Source organism: Acinetobacter genomosp. 33YU (assembly GCF_001990725.1).
GTDB lineage: Bacteria > Pseudomonadota > Gammaproteobacteria > Pseudomonadales > Moraxellaceae > Acinetobacter > Acinetobacter seifertii.
The window spans coordinates 26,350-40,049 of record NZ_LFZQ01000004.1 but is presented as its reverse complement, the minus strand read 5'-3'; the positions used below and the strand labels follow the sequence as shown (position 1 = coordinate 40,049).

At 38.9% G+C, this 13,700-nt stretch carries 16 protein-coding genes and 1 pseudogene; 14 read left to right on the top strand and 3 right to left on the bottom strand.

Annotated features, from left to right (window positions below):
- The first annotated feature begins 39 nt into the window (after positions 1–39).
- The 5 genes from panB to yjgA are packed head-to-tail and all read left to right on the top strand — an operon-like array spanning position 40 to position 3,380.
- The gene (gene panB, locus AC056_RS03065; protein WP_004698602.1) at positions 40–849 is read left to right on the top strand and encodes a 3-methyl-2-oxobutanoate hydroxymethyltransferase; all 810 of its coding nucleotides are present in this window, start codon (positions 40–42) and stop codon (positions 847–849) included.
- A gap of 3 nt (positions 850–852) precedes the next feature.
- Positions 853–1,701, top strand: coding sequence for a pantoate--beta-alanine ligase (gene panC, locus AC056_RS03060; RefSeq protein WP_077162710.1), 849 nt, complete (start codon positions 853–855; stop codon positions 1,699–1,701).
- A 22-nt stretch (positions 1,702–1,723) separates the two neighbouring features.
- On the top strand, positions 1,724–2,575 hold the full coding sequence (rapZ, locus tag AC056_RS03055) for an RNase adapter RapZ (protein ID WP_019458134.1): 852 nt from the start codon (positions 1,724–1,726) through the stop codon (positions 2,573–2,575).
- Positions 2,572–2,841, top strand: a complete 270-nt coding sequence (locus AC056_RS03050; RefSeq protein ID WP_019458135.1) for an HPr family phosphocarrier protein — start codon at positions 2,572–2,574, stop codon at positions 2,839–2,841. The genes rapZ and AC056_RS03050 overlap by 4 nt, the downstream gene beginning before the upstream one ends.
- Before the next feature lie 2 nt (positions 2,842–2,843).
- Positions 2,844–3,380, top strand: coding sequence for a ribosome biogenesis factor YjgA (gene yjgA, locus AC056_RS03045; RefSeq protein ID WP_004698595.1), 537 nt, complete (start codon positions 2,844–2,846; stop codon positions 3,378–3,380).
- A gap of 57 nt (positions 3,381–3,437) precedes the next feature.
- Here the strand turns inward: yjgA and AC056_RS03040 are convergent, their stop codons facing one another.
- Positions 3,438–5,066 carry an acyl-CoA synthetase gene (locus tag AC056_RS03040; RefSeq protein WP_077162709.1) on the bottom strand — a complete coding sequence of 543 codons (1,629 nt, stop codon included), beginning with the start codon at positions 5,064–5,066 and terminating at the stop codon, positions 3,438–3,440.
- A 411-nt stretch (positions 5,067–5,477) separates the two neighbouring features.
- Here AC056_RS03040 and thrS point away from each other — a divergent pair, with 411 nt between their 5' ends.
- From thrS to AC056_RS03015, 4 genes are all read left to right on the top strand, one after another.
- Positions 5,478–7,400, top strand: coding sequence for a threonine--tRNA ligase (gene thrS, locus AC056_RS03035; RefSeq protein WP_019456642.1), 1,923 nt, complete (start codon positions 5,478–5,480; stop codon positions 7,398–7,400).
- A 5-nt stretch (positions 7,401–7,405) separates the two neighbouring features.
- Positions 7,406–7,957 (top strand): translation initiation factor IF-3, encoded by a 552-nt coding sequence (infC, locus tag AC056_RS03030; RefSeq protein ID WP_077162708.1) that lies wholly within the window; start codon positions 7,406–7,408, stop codon positions 7,955–7,957.
- A gap of 205 nt (positions 7,958–8,162) precedes the next feature.
- On the top strand, positions 8,163–8,783 hold the full coding sequence (locus AC056_RS03020) for a glutathione S-transferase N-terminal domain-containing protein (RefSeq protein WP_019456643.1): 621 nt from the start codon (positions 8,163–8,165) through the stop codon (positions 8,781–8,783).
- Positions 8,784–8,836: 53 nt separating this feature from the next.
- Positions 8,837–9,265: a YqaA family protein gene (locus AC056_RS03015; RefSeq protein WP_077162707.1), complete on the top strand. Its 429-nt coding sequence runs from the start codon at positions 8,837–8,839 to the stop codon at positions 9,263–9,265.
- A gap of 40 nt (positions 9,266–9,305) precedes the next feature.
- On the opposite strand, the gene nreB is transcribed toward AC056_RS03015, so the two are convergent.
- On the bottom strand, positions 9,306–10,556 hold the full coding sequence (nreB, locus tag AC056_RS03010; protein WP_077162706.1) for a nickel resistance MFS transporter NreB: 1,251 nt from the start codon (positions 10,554–10,556) through the stop codon (positions 9,306–9,308).
- 139 nt (positions 10,557–10,695) lie between these two features.
- Between nreB and AC056_RS19785 the strand changes: the two are divergent.
- From AC056_RS19785 to AC056_RS02985, 5 genes and pseudogenes are all read left to right on the top strand, one after another.
- Positions 10,696–10,794 (top strand): annotated as a pseudogene (locus AC056_RS19785) (hypothetical protein); the annotation flags it as partial.
- An 11-nt stretch (positions 10,795–10,805) separates the two neighbouring features.
- Positions 10,806–11,000, top strand: coding sequence for a 50S ribosomal protein L35 (gene rpmI / locus AC056_RS03000; RefSeq protein WP_002054552.1), 195 nt, complete (start codon positions 10,806–10,808; stop codon positions 10,998–11,000).
- Positions 11,001–11,011: 11 nt separating this feature from the next.
- Positions 11,012–11,371: a 50S ribosomal protein L20 gene (rplT, locus tag AC056_RS02995; RefSeq protein WP_000124858.1), complete on the top strand. Its 360-nt coding sequence runs from the start codon at positions 11,012–11,014 to the stop codon at positions 11,369–11,371.
- 91 nt (positions 11,372–11,462) lie between these two features.
- Positions 11,463–12,020 (top strand): NADAR family protein, encoded by a 558-nt coding sequence (locus AC056_RS02990; RefSeq protein WP_077162705.1) that lies wholly within the window; start codon positions 11,463–11,465, stop codon positions 12,018–12,020.
- A 58-nt stretch (positions 12,021–12,078) separates the two neighbouring features.
- The gene (locus AC056_RS02985; protein ID WP_077162704.1) at positions 12,079–12,582 is read left to right on the top strand and encodes a GNAT family N-acetyltransferase; all 504 of its coding nucleotides are present in this window, start codon (positions 12,079–12,081) and stop codon (positions 12,580–12,582) included.
- Positions 12,583–12,588: 6 nt separating this feature from the next.
- On the opposite strand, the gene AC056_RS02980 is transcribed toward AC056_RS02985, so the two are convergent.
- On the bottom strand, positions 12,589–13,590 hold the full coding sequence (locus tag AC056_RS02980; protein ID WP_077162703.1) for a hypothetical protein: 1,002 nt from the start codon (positions 13,588–13,590) through the stop codon (positions 12,589–12,591).
- Positions 13,591–13,700 lie beyond the last annotated feature (110 nt).

The window sequence follows — 13,700 nt, the reverse complement described above, 5'->3', positions numbered from 1 at the left end:
GACTTATACGTTCTGCAAACTCCTGTAGAGGATACCATCATGATTAGTCTTAGTGACTTAAGAAAATTTAAAGCCGAAGGACGTAAGTTCTCTTGTCTAACTTGTTACGATGCAAGTATGGCAAAAGCAATGGAACTTGCTGAAATTGATACTATCTTAATTGGTGATTCTCTTGGAATGGCAATTCAAGGTCGTGATTCAACGTTACCTGTAACTGTTGAAGACATGGCTTATCATACGGCAGCGGTGCGCCGTGGTAACCAGCATGCATTGATTATGACTGATTTACCATTTATGAGTTATGCCACTTTAAACGATGCTTTGCAGAATGCGAAAACAGTTATGCAAGCTGGTGCCCAGATGATCAAAATCGAAGGCGGTGCATGGCTAAGTGAAACAGTACAAGTGTTAACGCGTAATGGTGTACCTGTATGTGTTCATTTAGGTTTAACACCTCAATCTGTGCATGTGTTTGGTGGTTATAAGTTGCAAGCTAGAACACGTGAAGCTGCGGATCAACTGATTGCTGACTGTACGGCTGTGGTTGAAGCTGGAGCAGCGGTACTATTGCTTGAATGTGTTCCTGCGCAACTAGGCCAAGAAATTGCTGAGCTATTCCCAAATACTCCAGTGATTGGTATTGGGGCAGGTAATGCGACTGACGGTCAGGTATTGGTTGTACAGGACATGTTAGGTTTGACGTTTGGTAAGGTTGCACGTTTTGTGCGTAACTTCATGAAAGAACAGTCTGGTGAAACAGCTATTTTAGATGCTTTTAAATCTTTTCATGCTGCTGTACAAGATCAGTCGTTCCCTGCCAAAGAACATACTTTCAATGTTGAGCTGTAATTCATGAAAACAGAAACCACTATACAAGGCTTAGCTGCTTCTTTAAATCCTGCTAGAGCTGCACGTAAAATCATTGGTTTTGTCCCAACTATGGGAAATCTACATGAAGGCCATCTCACACTTGTTCGTGAAGCAAAGAAGTTATGTGATGTTGTGGTTGTAAGTATCTTTGTGAATCCGACCCAATTTGGTCCGGGTGAAGATTTTGATAACTATCCACGTACTTTGGAGCAAGATAGCCGTCTACTTGCAGATGTTGGTTGTGACATCGTTTTCGCACCTTCAGTCGAGCAAATGTACGGTACACAACCTCGTTTAACTAACATTAGTGTTAGTCAAATTACGGATGACTTGTGTGGTAGTTCACGCCCAGGACATTTTGACGGTGTAGCGCTGGTTGTCACAAAACTCTTTAATATTGTGCAGCCAAACTATGCTTTCTTTGGTCAAAAAGATTATCAACAGTTAGCTGTAATTCGCCAGTTTGTTCAAGACTTAAATATTCCGTTGGAAGTTATTGGTGTGCCTATTGTTCGTGCCGCAGATGGTCTGGCATTGAGTTCGCGTAATGGTTATTTGACGCCTGAACAGCGTCAAACGGCACCAGTCATCTATCAAGGTCTAAAGCAAGCTGAAGAACAATTACATCAAGGTAAGGATTTGCAACAAGTCTTGGCAGATTTAAAAACGTTGTTGACAGACAATGGTTTTGTTGTGGATTATGTGGAAGCTCGTCAGTCAAATCTGTTACCTGTTACTCAATTTGATCGTAATATTGTGTTGTTTGTTGCGGCTAAGTTGGGTGGGACACGTTTAATTGATAATTTACAAGTTGCCTTTACACCTCAATAATACATAAAAGGACAGCCATGCCATGAAGCGTATACTTATCGTGACAGGACAGTCTGGTTCAGGAAAATCTTCAGCTCTTCAAGTGTTGGAAGATTTGGGCTATTACTGTATTGATAATTTACCTTTGGCATTGCTGCCTGAAATTGTGGCAAAGCTAGATCATGAAAATAATCTTGAACAACTCGCTTTAGGTGTAGATGTCCGAAGTACACGGGCAGATATGCAGGAGTTCGATCATGTTTTTGAGCAACTACAAAAGCATGGTACGGTTGATGTGATTTACCTGACGACACAAGATCAAGATTTAATTGCTCGATTTAGTGCTTCACGTCGCCCGCATCCGTTGGCGAACCGTTTCAAAAGCCTTTTACAGTGTATTCATGAAGAAAAGCAGTTGCTGATTCCAATTCAGTTCCGTGCCACTGTTCATATTGATACTACAGATAAAAGTGTTCATGATTTAAAACATATCTTGCTGTCAAAATTAGGGCAGTCGGATAACCTGATTGTTATATTGCAGTCATTTGGTTATAAACATGGCATTCCTTTAGATGCTGACTATGTTTTTGACGTACGGCATTTACCAAATCCACATTGGGATTTAGAATTACGCCGTTTTTCTGGTTTAGATGAGCCAGTAAGACAGTTTTTAGAAGCAAGTCCGCAAGCAAATGAAATGTTTGAGGACATACACCACTTCTTAAAAAAATGGTTGCCTGCATTTGCTGAAGGGCATCGTCACTATATGACGATTTCAATAGGTTGCACAGGCGGCCAGCATCGTTCAGTCTATATGGTAGATAGACTAAAACAAGCACTTGAGGCAGAATGGACTGTTCAGGTCTTACACAGAGAAATGAAGCACTGGTCATGATAGACACAACTGTTGATGTAATTAATAAACTCGGTTTACATGCACGTGCATCAGGAAAACTGATAGAGGTCACTACGAAGTTTCGTTCGTCAATTCAGATTGGTAAGGGCGATCATTTGGTAGATGCAAAGAATATTATGTCGTTACTGATGTTAGGTGCAGGTAAAGGGACCACTTTACGTTTGGTCATTGATGGCGCTGACGAAGAACAGGCATTAAACGAAGTACAGGCGTTATTCGCCGCAAAATTTTATGAGGCAGATTAATCGTGGCACGTCGTCCCCAGCGTTATACTGAAGAAGATTTTGATTCTTTAGAAGGACGTGCAAGTAAAACCGAACAGAAAAAAGCAGTTCAACGTATGGCTGCTTTAGGCGAGCAGTTAGCACAACTTTCTATCAAACAGATTCAAAAACTTCCGGTTGATGAGCGTTTAATTGATGCTCTTTTAGAAGTCCAGAATATTAGTTCGTTTGAAGCACGCCGTCGCCAGTTTCAGCGTGTTGGTAAACTCTTGCGTAATGAAGATGAGACAGTCATTTTGTCTTATTTGACACCTCAACAAGGTGCGAAAAAGCAAGCTCAACTTATGCGTTGGGTAGATCGTATGATTGAACAGGGTGATCCTGCAATCAATGAGTTTAGCAAAATTTATAATGCATCAGAGCGTCATACTTTGCGTCAACATGTGTTAAGAATTAACCGTGATAAAACTCAGCAAGTTGCAGAAGCAGATCTTGAAGCATCTAAAAAGAAGTTTATTAACTACGTGCAACAAATTGCTTTATTGTCAGATCAAGGCTAATACCTTTCAAATAAAAAAAAGCGACGTTCAATACGTCGCTTTTTTATTTGAAAATATTTAAACGCGCTCCTTTGCCCATTCACGCAAGATAAATTTTTGTAATTTGCCTGTTGAGGTTTTTGGTATTTCAGTAATGACCACATCCTTAGGAACTTTAAAGCGAGCAAGCTCTTTTTGACAGTGTGCAATAATTTCTTCAGGAGTTGCTGTAGCACCTGTTTTTAATTCAATAAATGCACATGGTACTTCTTGCCAACGTTCATCGGGTTTTGCCACAACAGCAGCTGTTAAAACTGCGGGATGCTTATATAAGACGTCCTCAACTTCTAAAGATGAAATATTCTCTCCACCGGAAATAATAATATCTTTGGAACGATCCGTAATTTTTGCATAACCATCTGGATGACAAACTGCCAAATCTCCAGTGTGGAACCAACCACCTGCAAATGCCTCTTCAGTTGCTTTTGGATTTTTTAAATATCCCTTCATCACAATATTGCCACGGAACATAATTTCTCCCATGGTTTCACCGTCATTTGGTACAGGTTGCATCGTTTCAGGGTCTAGCACTCGCATACTGTCCTGAAGTGGGTAAGGCACGCCCTGACGTGAATGTAGTTGTGCTTGCTCTGTAATAGAAAGATCGCTCCATCCTGCTTGAGAGGCACAAAGCGCGGATGGTCCATAAGTTTCAGTTAAACCATAAACGTGGTTTACATTAATTCCAATATTTCGCATACCTTCAATCACGGCGACAGGAGGTGCTGCTCCCGCAACCATAACTTCTACATGATGTTCTAAGTTCGGCTGTTTTTCTTTAGGTAGATTAATAATCATGGACAGCACAATTGGAGCACCGCAGAAATAATCAACTTTATGTTTTGCAATAAGCTGCATAGCCAGTTCAGGGTCAACTTTGCGTAAGCAAATATTGGTTCCACCACTGGCTGCAATACTCCATGCAAAGCACCAGCCATTACAATGGAACAGAGGAAGCGTCCATAAATAAACGGCTCGAGGTTTCATGCCACAGGCTAGAATATTGCTCGCTGCATTTAAGTAAGCCCCACGGTGGTGATAAACCACTCCCTTAGGGTTGCCTGTTGTCCCAGAGGTGTAATTTAAGCTAATCGCATCCCACTCATCTTGCGGCAAATGCCATTCAAAATTAGCATCACCTTGAGCAATCCATTCTTCATATTCAAATGAACCAAGAAATTGATTTTCTCCCTCATATTCTTCATCAGCTACATCAATCACAATAATACGTTGGTTAGGAATCAGTGAGAGGGCTTCTCTGGCTAAATTAACAAACTCTGGGTCAACTAAAAGTACTTTAGTTTCAGCATGCTCTAGCATAAAGGCGATGGTTTTAGCATCTAAACGAGTATTTAATGTATTAAGAACAGCACCAGCCATAGGTACAGCAAAATGTGCTTCGATCATTGCGGGTATATTGGGCAATAATACAGAAACAGTATCATTTTTAGTAATACCTAATTGTTGAAGCTGAGAGGCAAATTGCCGACAACGCTGATAAGTTTCTTTCCACGAAATTTGACGGTTGCCATGAATAATCGAAGCCTGATCTGGATATATATAAGCTGCCCGTTCTAAATACCGCAAAGGGGATAACGCAACAAAGTTTGCTTGTGTACGTGGTAATTCATCGTATGCACTAACCATGTGAAACAACTCCATGTTCTATTTTTTAATTCATTCTTTGAAAATATGACTTAATATTAATCAAAGCATTAATGCTTTAGTCTTAAACAGAAATACCCCTCAGTCAGAAAATGAGCACAAATGCTATTTCCATCATGTTAAATCAGTTCTGATGAATAATTATCCTATTTATGTATTTCTTAAAATTTATGAGAAACACTTACGAAAGTCACTTATTGCTGTTTACGGTATAATCAACATCTATTTATGATTTTATGAGCACAAAGGTTTTCACTTGGCGTGAACAAGTGTAAAATCTTTCTGGTTTTTAATTTTGATTTACACCGTTTTTATATTTTGAGGTTCGCCTCGATCATAATCTCGCGGTGAAATGCTCCTTCGTATAGGGCATCACTCCTTAAGGATTTTTTTATGCCAATTATCACATTGCCAAATGGCGATCAAAAAAGTTTTGATCACCCTGTATCTGTTATGGAAGTCGCTCAAAGTATTGGGCCTGGTTTAGCAAAAAACACCGTTGCTGGACGAGTAAATGATCGCCTAGTTGATGCATGTGACTTAATTACCGAAGACTCGACCTTACAAATTATCACTCCAAAAGATGAAGAAGGTCTTGAGATCATTCGCCATTCTTGTGCACACCTTGTAGGGCATGCTGTAAAGCAGCTTTTCCCTGAAGCTAAAATGGTGATTGGTCCAGTCATCGAAGAAGGTTTTTATTACGATATCTGGATGCCACGTCCTTTCACATTAGATGACATGGCAGCGATCGAAGAGCGTATGAAAAAGCTCATCGACCAAGATTACGATGTTGTTAAAAAAATGACGCCACGTGATGAAGTCATTGCTGAATTTACTGCACGCGGTGAAGAATATAAATTACGCTTGATTGCAGACATGCCTGAAGAAACACAAATGGGCTTGTACTACCATCAAGATTATTTAGATATGTGTCGTGGTCCGCACGTACCAAATACTAAATTTTTAAAATCATTCAAACTTACAAAAATCTCTGGCGCTTACTGGCGTGGTGATGCGAAGAATGAACAGCTTCAACGTATTTATGGTACTGCTTGGGCTGATAAAAAACAGTTAGCAGCTTATATCAAGCGTATTGAAGAAGCTGAAAAGCGTGACCATCGTAAAATTGGTAAAGCGTTAGACTTGTTCCATATGCAAGAAGAAGCACCGGGTATGGTGTTCTGGCATGCAAACGGTTGGACTATTTATCAAGTACTAGAGCAGTACATGCGTAAAGTTCAGCAAGATAATGGTTACCAAGAAATTAAAACTCCACAAATCGTAGACTTTACGCTTTGGGAGAAATCTGGCCATGCAGCAAACTATGCAGAAAATATGTTTACGACTCATTCAGAAAGTCGTAACTATGCTGTAAAACCAATGAACTGTCCTTGTCACGTTCAAGTGTTCAACCAAGGCTTGAAATCTTACCGTGATTTACCAATTCGTTTAGCTGAGTTTGGTTCTTGTCACCGTAATGAACCATCTGGTTCTTTACACGGTATTATGCGTGTTCGTGGCTTTACCCAAGATGATGCACATATCTTCTGTACTAAAGAACAGATCGGAAAAGAGGTTGCAGACTTTATTAAACTCACTTTAGATGTTTATAAAGACTTTGGCTTTGAAGAAGTTCAAATGAAGTTGTCTACTCGTCCGGAAAAGCGTGTAGGTGATGACGCACTTTGGGATTTAGCTGAAAAATCTTTAGCAGATGCTTTAGATGAAGCTGGTCTTAAATGGGAGTTGCAGCCGGGTGAAGGCGCATTCTATGGTCCAAAGATTGAGTTCTCTTTAAAAGACTGTCTTGGTCGTGTATGGCAATGTGGTACCATTCAGTGTGACTTCAACTTGCCAGTTCGTTTAGACGCTTCTTATGTAACTGAAGAAAATGAACGTGATCAGCCTGTAATGTTGCACCGTGCAATTCTTGGTAGTTTTGAGCGTTTTATTGGTATACTAATTGAACACTACGCTGGTTTTATGCCGCCTTGGTTATCACCTGTACAAGCATGTGTCATGAACATTACCGATGCTCAAGCTGAAGCAAGTGAGCAAGTTGTGGCAAAACTCAAGGAAAATGGCCTTCGCGCTATTTCTGACTTGAGAAATGAAAAAATCGGATTTAAGATTCGTGAGCGTACTCTAGAGCGCATTCCTTACCTGTTAGTTCTTGGTGATCGAGAAGTTGAAGAAGGTACAGTGAATGTACGTACTCGCTCAGGAAAAAATTTAGGTACTATGTCAGTGGATGCTTTCATTGACTTAGTGAAATCTGCCGTCGCCGAACGTGGCCGGTATATTGTGGAGTAAGAAAGATTAAACAGCCTGACCGTAACCAACAACAAGGTGCAAAGAGTAACCGTCCAGCAATTAACGATGAGATCCGTGCAAAAGAAGTACGCCTCGTCGCTGCTGATGGTGAGCAAAAAGGAATTGTTTCATTAAATGAAGCACTGCGTGCTGCTGAGGATGCAGATCTTGACCTTGTTGAGATTGTCGCAAACGCTGAGCCGCCTGTTTGTAAAATCATGGATTACAACAAGCACTTGTTTGACCTGAAACAGAAGCAAAAAGATGCCAAGAAAAAACAGCATCAAGTGCAAGTGAAGGAAATCAAACTACGCCCAGCAACTGATGTAGGTGATTATCAAGTTAAGCTTCGTGCTATTTTGAAGTTCCTTGAAGAAGGCAACAAAGTCAAAATCACCTTACGTTTCCGTGGTCGTGAAATGGCTCACCAACAACTTGGTTTAGCTCAATTACAAAAAATTGAAGCAGATGTAGCTGAGTTTGGGGTTGTAGAGCAAGCTCCGAAAATGGAAGGTCGACAAATGGGTATGTTACTTGGACCTAAAAAGAAAAAGTAATACTCAAAAAAAGCACTGCAAAAGCAGTGCTTTTTTTTGCTTGTCATTTTGTGGTTTAGTTCCTTTAAAGTGCGATTTAATAACTTTTTGAACCAAAGTTATTCTCAAATTTTATGTGTTTTTTGGTGTTGGAAATATTATTGTATTACCCAAAACATGATATAACGCAAGACGCAGTCATGATAACGATGAATAGGAAAATAGAATGATTGATCTATATTATTGGGGTACACCCAATGGACATAAAATCACAATTGCCTTAGAAGAAATGGGACTGGATTACACTCTTTATCCAATTAATATTTTAGAAAATGATCAATTTCAACCCGACTTCCTGAGAATCTCTCCAAATAATAAAATTCCTGCAATTGTTGATCAGGATGGTCCACGTGGTGAGCCAATTTCAGTATTTGAATCAGGGGCAATCTTACAATATTTAGGTCGAAAAACTGGCTTGTTCTATCCAACTGACGAGCAAGAGCGAGTTGAAGTAGAACAATGGCTCATGTGGCAAATGGGTGGTTTAGGCCCGATGTTAGGACAAAATCATCACTTCAATCGCTTTGCACCAGAGAAAATTCCTTACGCCATAGAGCGTTATTTGAATGAAACTAAACGTCTATATGGTGTATTAAACAAACAGCTTATAGGGCAAAAGTTTGTTGCAGGCGAATACTCAATTGCGGATATGGCAATTTTACCTTGGATTTTGCGCTATGAATGGCAAGGTATTCAATTAGAGGATTACCCATATGTACAAGAATACATTGTTCGCTTAACAGCACGTCCAGCTGTACAAAAAGCATTATCAATTAAAGTTATCTAATTTTACTTGATAGGTAATGAATAAAGTGAAAGGTAGTTTGGTTTTAATTTAATATGCTAAGTTACTTTTTACTTTTTTTGAGTGCTTTTGGGGCGGCTACATTATTACCGCTACAATCAGAAGCTGTACTCGCTGCTTTATTATTAAAAAATCAACATTCTGCATTTCTTCTTATTTCGATTGCTACTTTCGGAAATGTACTCGGTTCATGTGTGAACTGGTGGCTTGGTTTAAAAATAGAACAGTTTAAACATAAAAAATGGTTCCCAGTTTCTGAAAAACGTTTAGAACAAGCTCAACGTTTTTATCATAAGTATGGCTTTTATTCGCTGCTTTTAAGTTGGACACCTGTGATTGGTGACCCTATTACTTTGGTTGCTGGCTTATTCAAAGAAAATTTTTGGCGTTTTTTATTTACGGTTCTTATTGCTAAGGCTGGGCGTTATATTTTCATTTATTGGGTAATTACAGACTTTATTTAAAGTAAAAGCATCCGAAGATGCTTTTATTAAAAGGATTTAATTAGTCTTCTGAGCTTTTGGTAATGTCGACTTTAAATAGGTCGTTGGTTTTTAACCAACAGAACGTGACCACTGCAAGTGTCATACAACCACCAAAAATAGTCGCGGCAATCGTTCCCAAATATTTAGCTGCTAGGCCTGATTCAAATGCACCCAATTCATTACTAGATGAAACGAACATTCCATTTACAGCCGCAACGCGACCACGCATATTTTCTGGCGGGAAAATTTGCAAAATGGTTTGTCTAACCACAACTGAAATACTGTCACAAGCACCTGTCATCGCCAGTGCAAATAGGGATAACCACATATTGTTTGAGAAAGCGAAAAGGATCGTAAATACACCAAACCCGGCAACTGCTAATAGCATGTTACGCCATGCGTGTTGATTTGGAGGAAAACGAGTCAAAGCAATCATGGTAATGAGGGCACCAATAGATGGGGCTGCACGTAAATAACCTAAGCCTTCTGGTCCCACTTTTAAAATATCTTCTGCAAAGATAGGCAATAGGGCAATCACACCTCCAAATAAAACAGAGGCAAGGTCTAGAGAAATAGCCCAGAGAACTATTTTGGTTTTCCATATAAAGCGGAAACCATCACCTAAGCTTTCTAATACATTGGTAGTTTCAATTTTAGGAAAGCTTCTTTTTTGTAATAAATTAATGAGAATAAAACAGATGCTAAGTAGGGCTGCAACACTAAAAAGACTGGTTTCTCTGCCTAAGTAAGCAAGCATAAACCCACCTAGCATAGGCCCAATAATCACGCCACTTTGCCAACCAATCGTTGTCCATGTTGCGCCATTGGCATAAAGTTCGCGTGGAATTAAGAATGGTTTCAATGATGTGGCAGAGGGATTGTAAAAACCACGTATGGTACCTAAGCCAAAAATCACTGCATAAATACCCCAAGAAAGGAAATTTACGCTGATATGGCCTAAACCATGTAAATGAAACAACAGCCACAAAACTAAAGGTAGAGGCACTGAGAAAAATAAACAGATTTTCATAATGACCTGTTTATTAAATTTATCAGCAAAATAGCCACCCCAAAGCGATAGGGCAATAAATGGAATGGCTTCTGCTAATCCAATTAAGCCTAAAGTTAGAGGGTCTTTGGTAATTTGATAAAGTGAATAAGCAACAATAATTTCTTGAATCAAAATTGCTAACGTTAAGCAAAATTGATTAATGGTAACAATAGAGAAATCTCTATAGCGCAGTGCAGCGAATGCATCATGTTTCTGCATTTGAAATATCGTATGTTGATAATTTGAACATATTATAGAGTGAAATAAGCCACGATGCTGAATTTATTAGCAATGACTACCTTCTAAAAAAATGATATGAATTTTTTAGTTTGTTAAGTTGGTAATCCAAAAAAATGCTAAGAGTAGTTTTAATTTTAGTCAGCATGCTATAAAATACGCGCTTCCTTACCTGCAGGTCGATTTTGCAATGGTGCGATCGCGCCGAACAGGTGCCTAAAAGAGGTTACTATGGCTAAGTTAAAAACTCGCCGTGGTGCAGCTAAACGCTTCAAAGCGACTGCAAACGGTTTTAAGCGTAAACAAGCGTTCAAGCGCCACATCTTGACCAAAAAATCTGCTAAACGTATCCGTCAATTACGCGGCTGTGTAATGGTTCATGTTTCTGACATGAATTCAGTTCGTCGTATGTGCCCATACATCTAAGGAGATTATAAATGGCTCGTGTAAAACGTGGTGTAGTGGCTCATCGTCGTCACAAAAAAATTCTTGCTCGCGCTAAAGGTTACTATGGTGCTCGTTCACGCGTTTACCGCGTAGCGTTCCAAGCGGTAATCAAAGCTGGTCAATACGCTTACCGTGACCGCCGTCAAAAGAAACGTCAATTCCGTGCTCTATGGATTGCGCGTATCAATGCTGGTGCTCGTCAAAACGGTTTGTCTTACAGCCGTATGATCGATGGCTTGAAAAAAGCTCAAGTGATCATCGACCGTCGCGTATTAGCTGACATCGCTATGCATGATGCAGTAGCATTTGCTGCTTTAGCTGAAAAAGCTAAAGGCGCATTAGCTGCATAAGCTTAGAGATTCAAAGAAAGACCGCTTTTTAGCGGTCTTTTTTATTTTTAGCGGTTCTATTTTTAAAAGATAAAATAATCAGAGATAAATGATGAAAGACGAAAAATTTCTAAATGATTTAATTCAAAAAGTGCAGCAAGGTCACCAGTATAAATACTTATATTTCTGGGGACATACTCCTAAACAAGCTGACCTTGTTGATAAAAGCTGTTTTAGCCAGTGGTTCTCAGCGCAATTTAAGGTAGAAGGTGTCGAGTACTTTACTGCTGAGCACTATATGATGGCGCAAAAAGCAAAATTATTTAATGATGAAGAAATTTTTGCACGAATTTTGCAGGTTAAACATCCGAATGAAGCGAAGCAACTCGGCCGTAAAGTGCGTAATTATGATGAACAGATATGGCAAGAAAATCGTTTTGACATCGTGGTGCAGGCGAATTTTGCTAAATTTTCACAGCATCCTGAATTGAAAAAATTCTTATTGGCAACGAAAGACCGTATTTTGGTTGAAGCATCTCCTGTCGATAAAATTTGGGGTATTGGTATGGCTCAAGACCATCCAGATATCGAAGATCCATCTCTATGGCAAGGTCTAAATTTGTTGGGATTTGCTTTAATGCATGTTCGAGAGCAGTTTTTAACTGAGTAGGTACGTGTGAGACTAATCAATACTTCATTCTAAAAAGTAGTGACGTGAGGGGAGTGAATTGAAACCATTAAATGACACAGATATTCGTATAGCCTCATTTAAGGATGCATTATCTATTGCAGAAGTACATGTGCAAGCTTGGAAAGAAACCTATACCGGTATGGTTAAGCAAGAAATATTAGATGAGCTTAACGCACTAGATAAAGAACAGTTATGGAAAGAGATAAGCAGAAGTTCTGATCATAAGTTATTTATCTATACTGAAAATGGAGTAGTAAAAGGCTTTCTTGATGGTTATTTAAACCCAGAAAGTAATATTGCTGAAATTCTTGCTTTTTATCTTTTAAAAGAAGTTCAAAAGCAAGGCATAGGCCGTGAGTTATTCCAAAAGTTCTATCAATGCGCTTTAAATCAAGGTTATGCTTTTATTCGTTTAGATGTTTTTAATAAAAATCCGAGTCGCTTCTTCTATGAAAAAATAGGAGCAAAGTTAATTGGTGAAGCCGAACTACCAGAGTTCGGCTTCGGAATAACAGAGTTGCTTTATCAATGGGAACTTTAATCAAGATTAAAGCCCAAAATAATAAGCTAAGGCACAAATAATAACGGTTAAAATAATGAGCTTGATTACACCTGTTCCACCAGTTTTATGATGAGGTGCTTTTAAATGAGTTACGGACTCATTTGTTGCATCAAAAGGAGAGGGTTTCTCAACAGGTTTTAATTGAGCTGTTTGATAATGATTTGCTGCTTTCACAATCAGCTTTGCGAATAGATCATCAGTTTTATGGGTAAAATTTCTTAAGTTAATAATTTGTTCTTGGTCTAAGTCTTCCCCTAAAGGATCATTTGCGGCGCGTTTCTTTTGCTCCAAATAATCTGATAAAGCTTGGGTGCGGTAGAGGAGTTGGTGTGCACAATCTGCTGGGTAGTTTTCAGGAATAAGGGCAAGAGTTGGTTGTTTATCTATAGAGATTCGATCATTTGATCCATCAAAATATTTTTTCTGAAATTCTGGTTCTGCAAAACCTGCTGCATACTTACTTCGAAATAACTCAGTTTCCATAAAGTCAGCAATTTCATCCCATTGAGGTGATTTTAAGTCAGCATCAACTTTCTTAGATAATTTTTCGTTCAGCTCAAAACGCCAGAAAGTTTCTAAGCGTAAATCACTACGCTGATTTAAAGGTGGTTCAAACTCGTTATCGCTGCTATACCATTCGGCAAGCTCATGGCCAAAAATCCATGCGATTTTTTTATTATTTTGATGGCTCACAATAAAATGGGTATAAGGTAAAAGTTCTACATTATTATTTGGATTCTGCTCTTCATTTAAGATGGTTGATAAGTGAAGAGAGATTTGGGTTGTTCCCTGTTTTTTGAGTGCTTCTAGCCAAACTTGGAAATGTTGAGCAAGTAAATGCTGTGAAATTAAGTCACGAAACTGAAAACTATGTTGGTCAAAAATATGATGTTGTCGCCATTGGTTGAAGCTTAAATTCTGGCGAAGGTATTCATTACCGTAGGTCACAAGTGTAAGTTGTTGTTTCCAAATCTGATTGAGCGCCATAATAATTGATCTCATTGACGATAGTATTATTTTATACGTTTTATCTTTTTGTTGCCTAATACATTTTTCATGATGGATAAACTTCATCAATACGGTGAAAAACTGTTAGA

Bases quoted from the DNA above. Each gene is read 5' to 3' on its own strand.
- panB (WP_004698602.1), top strand. From the start codon at position 40: ATGATTAGTCTTAGTGACTTAAGAAAATTTAAAGCCGAAGGACGTAAG.
- AC056_RS03050 (WP_019458135.1), top strand. From the start codon at position 2,572: ATGATAGACACAACTGTTGATGTAATTAATAAACTCGGTTTACATGCA.
- AC056_RS03015 (WP_077162707.1), top strand. From the start codon at position 8,837: ATGCTAAGTTACTTTTTACTTTTTTTGAGTGCTTTTGGGGCGGCTACA.
- rapZ (WP_019458134.1), top strand. From the start codon at position 1,724: ATGAAGCGTATACTTATCGTGACAGGACAGTCTGGTTCAGGAAAATCT.
- panC (WP_077162710.1), top strand. From the start codon at position 853: ATGAAAACAGAAACCACTATACAAGGCTTAGCTGCTTCTTTAAATCCT.
- rplT (WP_000124858.1), top strand. From the start codon at position 11,012: ATGGCTCGTGTAAAACGTGGTGTAGTGGCTCATCGTCGTCACAAAAAA.
- AC056_RS03040 (WP_077162709.1), bottom strand. From the start codon at position 5,066: ATGGTTAGTGCATACGATGAATTACCACGTACACAAGCAAACTTTGTT.
- nreB (WP_077162706.1), bottom strand. From the start codon at position 10,556: ATGCAGAAACATGATGCATTCGCTGCACTGCGCTATAGAGATTTCTCT.
- AC056_RS02980 (WP_077162703.1), bottom strand. From the start codon at position 13,590: ATGGCGCTCAATCAGATTTGGAAACAACAACTTACACTTGTGACCTAC.
- thrS (WP_019456642.1), top strand. From the start codon at position 5,478: ATGCCAATTATCACATTGCCAAATGGCGATCAAAAAAGTTTTGATCAC.
- rpmI (WP_002054552.1), top strand. From the start codon at position 10,806: ATGGCTAAGTTAAAAACTCGCCGTGGTGCAGCTAAACGCTTCAAAGCG.
- AC056_RS03020 (WP_019456643.1), top strand. From the start codon at position 8,163: ATGATTGATCTATATTATTGGGGTACACCCAATGGACATAAAATCACA.
- AC056_RS02990 (WP_077162705.1), top strand. From the start codon at position 11,463: ATGAAAGACGAAAAATTTCTAAATGATTTAATTCAAAAAGTGCAGCAA.